Origin of the sequence: Micromonospora solifontis (assembly GCF_003725545.1) — a bacterium.
Taxonomy (GTDB): Bacteria; Actinomycetota; Actinomycetes; order Mycobacteriales; family Micromonosporaceae; genus Micromonospora; species Micromonospora solifontis.
In genome coordinates this window covers 1-12815 of the sequence record NZ_RJLN01000115.1, presented here as the reverse complement: position 1 = coordinate 12815, position 12815 = coordinate 1, and the positions used below count along the sequence as shown (strand labels likewise).

At 75.0% G+C, this 12815-nt stretch carries 11 protein-coding genes and 1 pseudogene; 8 read left to right on the top strand and 4 right to left on the bottom strand.

From position 1 onward, the window contains the following. Together EFE23_RS25280 and EFE23_RS25275 are read right to left on the bottom strand one after the other, a co-directional pair. Window positions 1–612: pseudogene (locus EFE23_RS25280) on the bottom strand (DUF4153 domain-containing protein); the annotation flags it as partial. A 79-nt stretch (window positions 613–691) separates the two neighbouring features. Further along, window positions 692–1693, bottom strand: a complete 1002-nt coding sequence (locus tag EFE23_RS25275; RefSeq protein ID WP_123243411.1) for a 2-hydroxyacid dehydrogenase — start codon at window positions 1691–1693, stop codon at window positions 692–694. A gap of 121 nt (window positions 1694–1814) precedes the next feature. Here EFE23_RS25275 and EFE23_RS25270 point away from each other — a divergent pair, with 121 nt between their 5' ends. Beyond that, window positions 1815–2705, top strand: coding sequence for a lytic polysaccharide monooxygenase auxiliary activity family 9 protein (locus tag EFE23_RS25270; RefSeq protein ID WP_123243410.1), 891 nt, complete (start codon window positions 1815–1817; stop codon window positions 2703–2705). A gap of 24 nt (window positions 2706–2729) precedes the next feature. Here EFE23_RS25270 and mgrA read toward each other — a convergent pair whose 3' ends face one another. Continuing rightward, window positions 2730–3719: an L-glyceraldehyde 3-phosphate reductase gene (gene mgrA / locus EFE23_RS25265; protein ID WP_123243409.1), complete on the bottom strand. Its 990-nt coding sequence runs from the start codon at window positions 3717–3719 to the stop codon at window positions 2730–2732. Between the two features lie 9 nt (window positions 3720–3728). After that, the gene (locus EFE23_RS25260) at window positions 3729–4196 is read right to left on the bottom strand and encodes a GNAT family N-acetyltransferase (RefSeq protein WP_199737226.1); all 468 of its coding nucleotides are present in this window, start codon (window positions 4194–4196) and stop codon (window positions 3729–3731) included. Window positions 4197–4262: 66 nt separating this feature from the next. Between EFE23_RS25260 and EFE23_RS25255 the strand changes: the two genes are divergently transcribed. From EFE23_RS25255 to EFE23_RS25225, 7 genes are all read left to right on the top strand, one after another. Then, window positions 4263–5285: an aldo/keto reductase gene (locus EFE23_RS25255; RefSeq protein WP_123243412.1), complete on the top strand. Its 1023-nt coding sequence runs from the start codon at window positions 4263–4265 to the stop codon at window positions 5283–5285. 5 nt (window positions 5286–5290) lie between these two features. Beyond that, complete coding sequence (locus EFE23_RS25250) at window positions 5291–5788, top strand: hemerythrin domain-containing protein (protein ID WP_204335124.1); 498 nt, start codon at window positions 5291–5293, stop codon at window positions 5786–5788. 68 nt (window positions 5789–5856) lie between these two features. Then, window positions 5857–7101: a sensor histidine kinase gene (locus EFE23_RS25245; RefSeq protein WP_123243406.1), complete on the top strand. Its 1245-nt coding sequence runs from the start codon at window positions 5857–5859 to the stop codon at window positions 7099–7101. After that, complete coding sequence (locus tag EFE23_RS25240; protein ID WP_123243405.1) at window positions 7098–7748, top strand: response regulator; 651 nt, start codon at window positions 7098–7100, stop codon at window positions 7746–7748. The genes EFE23_RS25245 and EFE23_RS25240 overlap by 4 nt, the downstream gene beginning before the upstream one ends. A 76-nt stretch (window positions 7749–7824) precedes the next feature. Continuing rightward, complete coding sequence (locus EFE23_RS25235; RefSeq protein ID WP_123243404.1) at window positions 7825–8856, top strand: hypothetical protein; 1032 nt, start codon at window positions 7825–7827, stop codon at window positions 8854–8856. Between the two features lie 89 nt (window positions 8857–8945). After that, window positions 8946–10382, top strand: a complete 1437-nt coding sequence (locus EFE23_RS25230; RefSeq protein WP_123243403.1) for a sigma 54-interacting transcriptional regulator — start codon at window positions 8946–8948, stop codon at window positions 10380–10382. Window positions 10383–10384: 2 nt separating this feature from the next. Further along, a complete protein-coding gene (locus tag EFE23_RS25225; RefSeq protein WP_123243402.1) occupies window positions 10385–12337 on the top strand; it encodes a VWA domain-containing protein in 1953 nt (650 codons plus the stop codon). Window positions 12338–12815: the final 478 nt, after the last annotated feature.

Below are 12815 nucleotides of genomic sequence, written 5' to 3'. Positions count from 1 at the left end.
CGCCCCGGCCGCGCCCGCCGGAGCCGCGCCGCCGGTGGCCGCATCGTCGACGACGCCGAGGGGCGCGTCGCCGACTGCGCCGCCGGTGGGCGCATCGTCGACGGTGCCGCTGGTGGGCGCATCGTCGACAGCACTGCTGGTGGGCTGCGCGTCGCCGGCCGGGCTGCTGGTCGGCGTATCACCGACCGTGCTGACGGTGGGCGCCGGACGGCCGGACGGCCGATCCGGGTCCGTCCCGGCCGGGGTGGCCGCCGCCGGGGTCGTCGGGGGACCGGCCTCGACGGCCGGTGCGGTGGCCTGGGTGGGCACACCGGGCGCGGGCACGAGCACCCGGGGCGCGCCGGCCGGCCCGGCGGTGAACGCCGGCCCGTCCTCGCCCGCGGGGACCAGCGGCAGGAAGAGCGCGTAACCGCGGGTGCCGGGCGGCACGATCACCGGGATCGCCCACGCCGGCTGGCCCTCCGGGCCGGGCCAGACCATGCCGGGCGGGGCGTCGTCCCCGGCGGGCATGACGAGCAGCCGGGGTGTGACGTCGGCGGGTACGTCGCCCGCCGAGGCCCCGGCCGCCGGGGCGCTCGGGGGAGTGTCTGATGTTGACGGCGGCTCGGACACAAGCACGCTCCTTGATCACGGGGTGCCCGTCACTGTAGGGCGCGGCGGGGGTCCACCGCCGCCCCGGCCGTCCGTTCGGTCAGCAGACCCGGGCCGGCCCGGTGACCCCGTCCGCGCCGTCGCGCTCGACGGCGGTGAGGTTGGCGATGGTGGTGGCGGCGATGTTGTGCAACGCCTCCTCCGTGAAGAACGCCTGGTGGCCGGTGATGAGAACGTTCGGGAAGGTGCTCAGCCGGGAGAAGTCGTCGTCCCGGAGCATCTGGTCGGAGAGGTCCTCGAAGAACAGCTCCGTCTCCTCCTCGTAGACGTCGAGGCCGAGGTGGCCGATCCGGCCGGTCTTCAGCCCCCGGATCACCGCCCGGGTGTCGACCAGGGCGCCGCGGCTCGTGTTGATCAGCATCACCCCGGGCCGCATCTGCGCGATCCGCTCCTCGTCGATCAGGTGGTGCGTCTCCGGGGTCAGCGGGCAGTGCAGGGTGACCACGTGCGACTCGGCGAGCAGCGTCTTCAGCGGCACGTACGTGACGCCGGCGGCGAGCGCCTCGTCGTTCGGGTACGGGTCGCTGGCGAGCACCCGGCAGCCGAACCCGGCCATGATCCGGGCGACGCAGACGCCGATCTTGCCGGTGCCGACCACCCCGATGGTCCTGCCGTGCAGGTCGAAGCCGAGCAGCCCGGTCAGCGCGAAGTTGTGCTCGCGGACCCGGTTGTGCGCGCGGTGGATCTTGCGGTTGAGGGCGAGCATCAGCCCGACGCAGTGCTCGGCGACCGCGTAGGGCGAGTATTCCGGGACGCGGACCATGGTGATCCCCAACCGGGTCGCCGCGGCCACGTCGACGTGGTTGTAGCCGGCGGAGCGCAGCGCCACCAGGCGCACCCCGGCCGCCGCGAGCCGCTCCAGCACCGGCGCGCTCAGGTCGTCGTTGACGAAGGCGCACACCGCGTCCGCACCCGCCGCCAGGGCCGCGGTCGCCACCGACAGCCGGGGCTCCAGCAGATCCAGGTCATGCCCGGCGGCGGCGTTCGCCGTGGTGAGGAAGTCCCGGTCGTACGGCTTGGTGCTGAAGACGGCGACACGCATGCCGCCCACGCTAGGGCCGGCGGCCCGGACGCGTCGGCAGCCTCCCACCAGTCGGGCCGGTGCCGTCCGGGTCGAACCTTTGCCGGCCCGCGCCCGTACCAGTGGCCGGAGGTCGAAGACCATGGTCGTACGCCGAACCCTCGCCGCCGCCGCGGCCGTCGCCGCGGTCCTGCTGGGCGCTCCCGGTCCGGCGAGCGCGCACGGCGCCCCCACCAGCCCGCTGAGCCGGGCGGCGGCCTGCGGGCCGGAGGGCGGTCGGGCGGGCACGCCGGCCTGCCGGGCGGCCGTCGCGGCGGGCGTCGCCGTACGCGAGTGGGACAACGTCCGGGTCGCCCGGGTCGACGGCCGGGACCGGGAACGCATCCCCGACGGCGAGTTGTGCAGCGGCGGGCTGTCCGCGTACCGGGGGTTGGATCTGCCGCGCGCCGACTGGCCGGCCACCACGGTCACGGCCGGTGCCCGGTTCACCTTCCACTACCGCACCACGATCCCGCACAAGGGCACGTTCCGGTTCTACGCCACCACCGACTCGTACGTCCCGACCCGGAGGCTGACCTGGGCGGACCTGGCGGAGAAGCCGTTCCTCACGGCCACCGACCCGCCCGTCCGCGACGGCGCCTACCAGATGCCGGGGCGGCTGCCGGCGGACCGCAGCGGCCGGCACGTCATCTACGTCATCTGGCAGAACTCCGACACCCAGGACACCTACTACTCCTGCTCGGACGTGGTGTTCCGGGCGGCGTCGGAGAGCCGGGCGGCCACGACGGCGGCGTCCCCGCGTACCGTCGCTCCGGCCGCGGTCGGTGCGGGCGTCCCGGCGGAGGGGGTGCCGGTGGCGGCGGTGACCGACACCGGCCGGCCCCGCTGGCCGCTGCTGGTCGGCGCCGCGACGGTGGTCGGCGTGCTGCTGGTGACCGCCGTGGGCAGGCGGCGGCGCCGGGCCGGCACGGTCCCGGTCGGCCGGCCCTGCGGGATCCGCAACCACCGGGCGGGGCGCCGCCGGATCTGGTGACCGCCGGCCCCCGCCGTCGAGGGCTCAGCCCAGGTGGCGGTCGATCTCGGCCAGCTCCTCGGCGGACAGGTCGAGGTTGGCCAGCGCGGCGACGTTCCCCTCCAACTGGGCCACGCTGCTCGCGCCGATGATCAGGCTGGTCATCCGGGGGTCGCGCAGCGCCCAGACCAGGGCGAGCTGGGCGAGGCTCTGCCCGCGCCGCTCGGCGACCCCGGCCAGCCCGCGGATGGTGGCCATCCTGTCCTCGGTCAGGTCGCTCTCGTTGAGGAAGACGCTGGTGCGTACCCGCGAGTCCGCCGGGATGCCGTCCAGGTAGCGGTCGGTGAGCACGCCCTGCGCCAGCGGGCTGTACGCGATGCAGCCCGCCCCCACCTCCGCCAGGGTGTCCAGCAGCCCGTCGGCCTCGGTCCAGCGGTTCAACATCGAGTACGACGGCTGGTTGATCAGCAGCGGCGTGCCCAGGTCGCGCAGGATCGCGGCGGCCCGCGCGGTCTGCTCCGAGTTGTAGTTCGAGATGCCGACGTAGAGCGCCTTGCCGGAGCGCACGATCGCGTCCAGCGCGCCCATCGTCTCCTCCAGCGGGGTGTCCGGGTCGAACCGGTGCGAGTAGAAGATGTCGACGTAGTCGAGCCCCAGCCGGCGCAGCGACTGGTCCAGCGAGGAGATCAGGTACTTGCGCGAGCCCCACTCGCCGTACGGGCCGGGCCACATCAGGTAGCCCGCCTTGCTGGAGATCACCAGCTCGTCCCGGTACGGCTTGAGGTCGGTGGCGAGCATCCGGCCGAAGTTCTCCTCCGCCGCCCCCGGCGGCGGGCCGTAGTTGTTGGCCAGGTCGAAGTGGGTGATGCCGAGGTCGAAGGCGCGCCGGACGATGTCCCGCTGCCGCTCGTACGGCCGGTCCGGGCCGAAGTTGTGCCACAGCCCGAGGGAGATGGCGGGCAGGCGCAGCCCGCTGCGCCCGGTCCGCCGGTAGGGCATCGAGTCGTAACGCTGGTCAGCGGCGAGGTAGGTCACGCCCCGACCCTAATCGTGCCCGGGGCGCAGGTCGCGGCGGAGTCGGGGCAGTTTCCGGCCGGTGGACGGGGAGATCGAGGTGCCGGCCGCGACCGCGCCGACCCGACGGTAGAACGCTTCCGCCCCCGGATCGGCCTCGATCCAGAGGGTACGGGCGCCGGCAGCACGCGCCGCGGATACGACGTGCTGAAAGAGGACCCGGCCGACCCCGGTGCCGATCGCTGGTGGGTCGACGAAGAGCATGTCCAGTTCCGGCTCCGGCGGTCCACCCGCGAGCACCGCCAGCCCCACCACCCGGCCGTTCCGCTCGGCGACGGTCACCTGCCGCTCGGCGATGTCCGTCGCGGTCAGGGTGAGTTCTGCCCGGCAGCGGGTCAGGAACTCCTCGTCGTACCCCCAGTGAGCCTTGGAGCGCAGCGCCAGTTCGGTCAACTCGCCCGCCTCCTCGGGGCGGGCGGGCCGGATGAGGAGGTCCACCACGCCATTGTGCCGACGCGGTCGGATCGGGCGTGCCGGACCCTGCTCTTGGGTAGCTTCGAGGCCATGCGCTTTGTCCAGCTCGACACCCCCAGGCCCATCTCCAAGATCGGCCTGGGCACCTGGCAGTTCGGGTCGCGGGAGTGGGGCTACGGCCCCGACTACGAGCGCCGGGCCGCCCAGATCGTCCGGCGGGCGCTCGACCTCGGCGTCACCCTCTTCGACACCGCCGAGATCTACGGCTTCGGGCGCAGCGAGCGCATCCTCGGCGCGGCGCTCCGACCACGCCAGCTCGGCGCGTCTGACGCCGCGCCGCGACCTGGCGCAGTCGGCGGCGACGACCGGGCCAAGGTCGTCGTGGCCAGCAAGATCTTCCCGGTGCTGCCGGTCGCCGCCGTCGTGCAGCAGCGGGCGGTCGCCTCCGCCGCCCGGCTCGGCGTCACCACCATCGACCTCTACCAGGTCCACCAGCCCAACCCGGTGGTCTCGGACACCACCACCATGCGCGGCATGCGCGCCCTGCAGGACGTCGGGCTGGTCGGCGAGGTCGGGGTCAGCAACTACAGCCTGCGCCGCTGGCGGTTCGCCGAGGCCGCGCTCGGCCGCCGGGTGCTGAGCAACCAGGTCCGCTACAGCATGATCGACCGAGGGCCCGAGAAGGACCTGATCCCGTACGCGGAACAGGCCGGCCGGATCGTCATCGCGTACAGCCCGCTCGGGCAGGGTTTCCTCTCCGGCCGCTACGACGCGAACCACCTGCCCGGCGGGGCGATCCGCCTGGCCAACCCGTACTTCCTGCCGGAGAACCTGGCCCGCGGCACCGAGCTGATCGGCACGTTGCGCGAGGTGGCCGCCGCCCACGACGCCACCCCCAGCCAGATCGCCCTGGCGTACCTGCTGCGCCACCCCAACGTGGTGGCCATCCCCGGCGCGTCGAGCGTGGAGCAGGTGGAGCGCAACGCGGCCGCCGCCGAGATCGACCTCGCCGACGACGAGTACGCCGCCCTGCGCACCGCCGCCCACGCGTTCCGCCCGATCACCGGGCTGGCCGCCGTACCCAAGCTGATCCGTGCCCGTACCGGAAGGTGACCACGATGGACGACATCACCGCGCTGATCCTCGACGACCACGCCGCCTTCCGGCGGGGCTTCGCCCGGCTCGACGACGCCCGCGAGCCGGCCGAGCTGCTGGCGATCTGGGAGGCGCTCGCCCTGCACCTGGACATCCACGCCGAGGCGGAGGAGGCGATCCTCTACCCGCACCTGGTCAAGCACGGTGACGACGGCGCGGACGAGACCGAGGACGCGATCGGCGACCACAACAAGATCCGGGACGCGATCGCCGAGTCGAAGCGGTACGAGGTCGGCTCCGACGAGTGGTGGGCGGCGGTGTGGCGGGCGCGCCGGGAGAACAGTGAGCACCTGGCCGAGGAGGAGGACGAGGCGCTGCCCGACTTCCGCCGGCACGCCGGGGTCGAGCTGCGGGCCGAGCTGGGGGCGCGGTGGTTGAAGTTCTACGGCGAGCACAAGAACGGCCGTAACCTGCCGTTCCTCGACAAGGACCCGTCGAAGTACGTCGCCGATCATCGCTGAGTCGCCTCGGGTGGATCTCCCCATCGTGGGGGATTCGGGGCGGCGGGGTGGGGCGGGACAATGAGCGGGTGACGGTGGCGGGGGTGGTGCGGCCGCTGGTGCGGGGGAGCACCTGGCGGCGCGGGGTGTTTTTGCTGCTCGGCGGGGTGCTCGCGCTGCCGTACGCCCTGCTCGCGGCGACCTTCGTCCAACTGCTCGGCAACGACGGGGTGCCCCGGCCGGTGGGGTTCGGGCTGCTGCTGGTGGGTGCCGCGATCGCGGCCGTGCCGGTGTTCCTCGCCGGCAGCCGGGCGCTGGAGATAGCCGCCGCCCGGGCGCTGCTCGCGGTCGACCTGCCGGACCCGGCGGTGGGCCACCGGGTCGACCGGGAGACCCGGCTGCGCGCCGCGCTCTGGATCGCCCTGCACCTGGTCAGCGGCGGGCTGGTGCTGTTCGCGGCGATCAGCGCGTTCCCGATGGCGCTGGTGTTCCTCGCCGGCCAACTCGGGCTCGACACCGGCGCGACCGCCGGCGACACCATCGGCTCGCTGAGCCCGGACAACCCGGTCGCGGCGGCGCTCGCCGGGGTGGCCGTGCTGGTCGCCCTCGGGTACGCGGTGGCCGGGCTGGGCGCGCTCGCCGCGTCGATGGCCCCGGTGCTGCTCGGCCCCTCCCAGGGGGAGCGGATCGCCGCCCTGGAGGTGCGGGCCGCCCGGCTGGCCGAACGGAACCGGCTGGCCCGGGAACTGCACGACTCGGTCGGGCACGCGCTCACCGTGGCGACCCTGCAGGCCGGCGCCGCCCGGGAACTGCTCGACGCGGACCCGGAGTTCACCCGGCGGGCGCTGCGGGCCATCGAGGAGACCAGCCGGCACGCCATGGACGACCTGGACCACGTGCTCGGGCTGCTCCGGGAGAGCGGCGAGGAGCCGGCCCCGATCGCGCCGCAGCGTACGCTCGGCCAGCTCGACCGGCTGGTCGCCGACACCCGCGCCGCCGGCCTGCAGGTGGACGCGCAGGTCAGCGGCGCGGTCGCCGAGCTGCCCGCGGCGCTCTCCCGGGAGGGCTACCGGATCGTGCAGGAGGGGCTGACCAACGCGGCCCGGCACGGCCGCGGCGCGGTGACGCTGCGGGTCGGCGTACCCCCGGACGGTCTGGAGATCGAGCTGGTCAACGGGCTGCGCGGCGGGACCGGGCCGCGCGGCGGCGGACGCGGCCTGGACGGCATGCGGGAGCGGGTGCTGCTGCTCGGCGGGCGGCTCGACGCCGGCCCCGACGGCGACCGCTGGCGGGTACGGGCCTCGCTGCCGGTGCCGAGGGGGGAGTCCCGGTGAGCATCGACGTGCTGATCGTCGACGACGACGAGCTGATCCGGGTCGGGCTGCGGGCGATCGTCGACGCCCAGCCCGACCTGCGGGTGGTCGGCGAGGCGGCGGACGGGGCGGAGGTGCCGCCGCTGGTGGCGAAGCTGCGCCCCCGGGTGGTGCTGATGGACGTGCGGATGCCGGCCATCGACGGCATCCAGGCCACCCGGCGGCTGCTCGCCGCCTCCGCCGACCCGCCCCGGGTCCTGGTGGTCACCACGTTCGCCAACGACGAGTACGTCTACGACGCGCTGCGCGCCGGGGCGAGCGGCTTCCTGCTCAAGCGCGCCCGCCCGGCCGAGGTGGTGGAGGCGATCCGGGTGGTGGCGGCCGGGGAGTCGCTGCTCTTCCCGGCGGCGATCCGCCAGCTCGTCGGGGCGTACGGGGGCCGGGGCGGGGACGGGCTGCGCGCGGCGGGACTCACCGAGCGGGAGGCCGAGGTGCTCCGCCTGATGACCACCGGCCTGTCCAACACCGAGATCGCCGAGCGGCTCGTGGTCGGGGTCGAGACGGTGAAGACGCATGTCGGCAACGTGCTGGCCAAGCTGGGCGTCCGGGACCGGACGCAGGCGGTGATCGCCGCGTACGAGTCGGGGTTCGTGGTCCCCACCGGGTGACGGCTCACCCCGGCGGGGGAGCGGCTCCACTCCGGCGCGGGAGGGTTCGGGCGGCCGACCGGCCGAGGCTGAGGACATGACCACATCGACCGTTTCCCCGCCCGGTCCGGCCACCCGTACCCGGCTCGGCCCGGCCGCCCCACTCGCCGCCGCCTGGCTCGGTGGCTGGGGGGTGCTCGCCCTGGTCGCCACGCTGACCGGCCACGGCTACCCGTTCGGCGCCAACGACCCGCGCGGCGACAACGCGGCCGGCCTGCTCCAGCTGGTGCCGGTCTCGGTCGGCCCGCCGCTGTTCGCGGCGGTGCTGCTCACCGGGGCACTTGTCGCCCTCGCCATGGCCGGTACGGACGTCCGGCCGTCCCGGCCGGTGCGGGTCCTGCTCACCGGGGCCGCCGCGACCGTCGCCTTCCTGCTGGCGGTGGTGGTCCCCGGGATGGGGGTGCTGGCCCTGCTGGGCTACGCCCCGATGCTGATCATCGGGGCCCCGTTCGGCTGGCCACCCGTCGACTACGCCGAGGTCTTCACCTGGCCGCTGTTCGCCCGGCTGGCCGCGCTGGCCGGCGGGATGCTGCTGGCCGGCGCGCTGCTCGCCTGGCGGCGACGGACCGCCGGCCCGGGGCGCGGCTGGACCGCGCCCGCCGCGGCCGCCCGGTGGGGCCGGTGGGCGGCGTGGACCGCGGCCGCCATCCCGGTGCTCTACGCCCTCACCCGGTTCGCCTGGCTGGCCGGTATCCCGCTGGGCATGTCCCGGGAGACGCTCGCCGAGATGCGGGCCGACGGGGCCGTCTGGGCGGGTGCCGGGCTGGGCGCCTTCGCCGTGGTCGGCGCGGTGCTCACCCTCGGACTGGTGGCCCGCTGGGGGGAACGCTTCCCGCGTTGGCTGCCCGGGCTGGCGGGCCGCCCGGTGCCGGTGCCGCTCGCCGTGGTCCCCGCCGGCCTGGTCGCGCTGGCCGTCATGGCGGCCAGCCTGGACCTGCTGGCCGCCCCGGAGTTCCTCGACCTGATCCGGGAGGGCAACTCGGCCGCGCTCCCGATGGTCCTCTGGCCCGTCTGGGCGGTCGCGCTGGCCGCCGCCGCGTACGCGTACCGGCTGCGCCGCCGGACCTGAACGCCCTCGGGGGCCGGTCCCGGCACGGGGCGGGACCGGCCCCCGGCGGACCCCGGGCGGAGCGCGATTTCTGAGCTAGCGTTGGCCGGGTGACCGCTCCCAACCAGGTTTCCCCGGTCCCGCCCGCCGACCTGCCGGGCACGCTCGGCGCGTTGCGGGCGTCCGGACATCACTACCGCACGGTCAAGCAGGAGATCCGCGACAACCTCCTCGCCCGGATGCGTTCCGGCGAGGAGCGCTTCCCCGGCATCGTCGGCTACGAGGACACGGTGCTGCCCGAGGTCGAGCGGGCCCTGCTCGCCGGCCACGACATGGTGCTGCTCGGTGAGCGCGGCCAGGGCAAGACCCGGCTGATCCGTTCGCTGGGCGCGCTGCTCGACGAGTGGACGCCGGTGATCCCCGGCTCGGTGCTCAACGAACACCCGATGCACCCGCTCACCCCCGCCGCCCGCGCCCTCGTCGCCGAGCGCGGCGACGAGTTGCCGATCGGCTGGCTGCACCGGTCCATGCGCTACGGCGAGAAGCTGGCCACCCCGGACACCAGCGTCGGTGACCTGATCGGCGACGTCGACCCGATCCGGCTCGCCCAGGGACGTACCCTCGGCGACCCGGAGACCATCCACTTCGGGCTGGTGCCCCGCACCAACCGGGGCATCTTCGCCGTCAACGAACTGCCCGACCTGGCCGAACGGATCCAGGTGGCGCTGCTCAACGTGCTGGAGGAGCGGGACATCCAGGTCCGCGGCTACCAGCTGCGGCTGCCGCTGGACCTGCTCCTGGTGGCCAGCGCCAACCCGGAGGACTACACCAACCGGGGCCGGATCATCACCCCGCTCAAGGACCGCTTCGGCGCGGAGATCCGTACCCACTACCCGGTCGACCTCGACCTGGAGCTGGCGCTGATCCGGCAGGAGGCCGACCTGGTCGCCGCCGTGCCCGAGCACGTGCTGGAGGTGCTCGCCCGGTTCGCCCGCGCCGTCCGGGAGTCGCCGTCGGTGGACCCGCGCTCCGGGGTCTCCGCCCGGTTCGCCATCGCCGCCGCCGAGACCGTGGCCGCGGCCGCGCTGCGCCGCTCCGGCCTGCTCGCCGCCGCGTCGGGCGAGGCGCCGGTGGCCCGCGTCGGGGACGCCGTCTCGGTGACCTCCACCCTGCGCGGCAAGGTCGAGTTCGAGAGCGGCGAGGAGGGGCGGGAGATCGAGATCCTGGCCCACCTGCTGCGCACCGCCACCGCCGAGACGTTCCGGGCCCGACTGGCCGGGCTGGACCTGTCCGGGTTCACCGCGCTGGTCGCCGAGGGCGGCGAGATCGAGACCGGCGAGCTGGTCTCCGCCGCCGAGCTGCTGCGCCAGGTCGGCACCGTCCCCGGGCTGGCCAAGGCGCTCGACCGGCTCGGGCTGGGCGACGCGCCCACCCCGGAGGAGGCCGCCGCCGGCGTGGAGTTCGTCCTGGAAGGGCTGCACCTGACCCGGCGGCTCGGCAAGGACGTCACCGACTCCGGCCGCACCGTCTACGGCGGCCGGGGCTGACCGTGGCCGGCAACCGGTTCCGGTACGGGCAGTGGCGCGGCGGACCCGATCCGCTCGCCCCGCCGTACGACGTGCGGGCCGCCGTCGATGCGGTCGGCGCGGAGGTGCTCGCCGGCGGCAGCCTGCGGGAGGCGCTGCGTGACCTGCTGCGCCGCGGCCCGCAGGGCCGTGGCGGCCTGGACGAGCTGGCCGCCCGGGCCCGCCGGCTGCGCCGGGAGGCGCTGCGCCGGGGCGACCTGGACGGGGCGGTGACCCGCGCCCGGGCCCTGCTCGACCAGGCGCTGGCCGCCGAACGGGAGGAGCTGCGCGGGCGGGATGACGACGGCGCCCGGTTCGCCGAGGCGGTGCTGGACAACCTGCCCCGCTCGACCGCCCGCGCCGTCGAGGAGCTGTCCGGGTACGACTGGGCCAGCGCCGAGGCGCGGGCCACCTACCAGCGGATCCTCGACGGCCTGCGCGGCGAGGTGCTGGAGCAGCGCTTCGCCGGGCTGCGGGACGCGGCCCGGGCCGCCGGCGACCCGGCCACCCAGCGGCAGCTCGCCGAGATGATGCGGGACCTCAACGACCTGCTCGCCCGGCACGCGCGGTCCGAGGACACCACCGACGCGTTCGCCGAGTTCATGCGCCGGCACGGCGAGTTCTTCCCGGAGCGGCCGAAGGACGTCGACGAACTGATCGACGTGCTGGCCCGGCGGGCGGCGGCCGGTGAGCGGCTGATGCGGTCGCTGTCGGACCGGCAGCGGGAGGAACTGGCCGGGCTGATGCGCCAGTCGCTCGGCGAGCAGCTGGCCGGGGAACTGTCCCAGCTCGACAGCCATCTGCGGGCGCTGCGGCCCGACCTGAACTGGCAGCGCGGCGAGCGGGTCCGGGGCGACCAGCCGCTCGGCTACGGCGAGGCGACCGGCGCGCTCGGCGAGATCGCGGAGCTGGACGAGCTGCTCGACCAGCTCGACCAGGAGCACCCCGGCGCCACCCTGGACGACGTCGACGTCGACGCGGTGGCCCGGACGCTGGGCCGGGACGCCGCCGACGACGTACGCCGGCTGCGGGAGCTGGAGCGGGAGCTGCGCCGGCAGGGCTGGGTGACCCGGGACGCGGACGGGCTGACGCTCAGCCCGAAGGCGTTGCGCCGGCTCGCCGGCACCGCCCTGCGGCGGGTCTTCGCCGACCTCACCGCCGGCCCGCGCGGGCAGCACGACCTGCGCTCCGCCGGCGCGGCCGGCGAGGTCAGCGGCGCCTCCCGGCCCTGGGAGTTCGGCGACGAACAGCCCCTCGACGTGGTGCGGACCCTCACCCGCGCGGTACGCCGGGCCGGACCGTCGGTGCCGGTGCAGCTCGCGGTCGAGGACTTCGAGGTGATGGAGACCGAGCGGCGGGCGTCCGCGGCGGTGGCGCTCTGCGTCGACCTGTCGTACTCGATGATCTCGCAGGGGCGTTGGGGGCCGATGAAGCAGACGGCGCTGGCCCTGTCCCACCTGATGGCGACCCGCTTCCCGCAGGACGCGCTGCAGATCGTCGGCTTCGGCCTGGAGGCGACCACGCTGACCCAGCAGGAGTTGGCCGCCGTCGAGCCGGACCTGCGGCAGGGCACCAACCTGCAGCACGCGCTGCGGCTGGCCGGCCGGCACCTGCGCCGCCACCCGGGTGCCGAGCCGGTGGTGCTGGTGGTCACCGACGGCGAACCCACCGCGCACCTGGATCCGGAGGACGGCGAGGCGTACTTCCACTGGCCGCCGCTGCCCGAGACGATCGAGGCGACCGTCCGCGAGGTCGACAAGCTCACCCGGTACGGGGCCACGCTGAACCTGTTCATGCTCGGCGACGACCCGGGCCTGCGCCGCTTCGTCGACGCGGTGGCCCGGCGCTCGAAGGGCCGGATGTTCACCCCCGACCTGGACGACCTCGGCGAGTACGTGGTCTCCGACTACCTGCGCGCCCGCCGTGGCCGCCGCTGAACCCTGGGCCCACCCTCCCGTGCCTGGATTCGGCCTGCGGCGGGGTCGCGGTGTCCCGATTGTCGGATACCGCACCCTGCCGCAGGTCGAGTCGATCAAGGGTGTCGCTAGCCGAGGTGACGACGGGGGCTGAGCCTTGACGAGGTCGCCGACGTGGGGGTGTCCGAGGGCTGCTACCGCAACGTCGGCGATGTCGGGTTGGGGAGCGGGGACGCCAGTGGCGTTTCGGCCGGTGTGGGTGCGGTGTCCGGTCTGGGGGTGTGACCGGCGGCATCCGGGGGCCGGAATGGTGGCCGGGCGGGGGTCGTTGTATCCCCGTGAACGGCCGAGGAAGACCGCCCCGCGCGACGGGGTGACGGCCCCCGGAATGATGGTGGCCTGCCGGTCGTTACACATGGTCCCGGCGCCGCGAAGCGGCCCCGCCCCGCGCGCCGGATCCCCCCGAGACTTTGAGCGCCTGACGTGGTGCTTGCGCCCC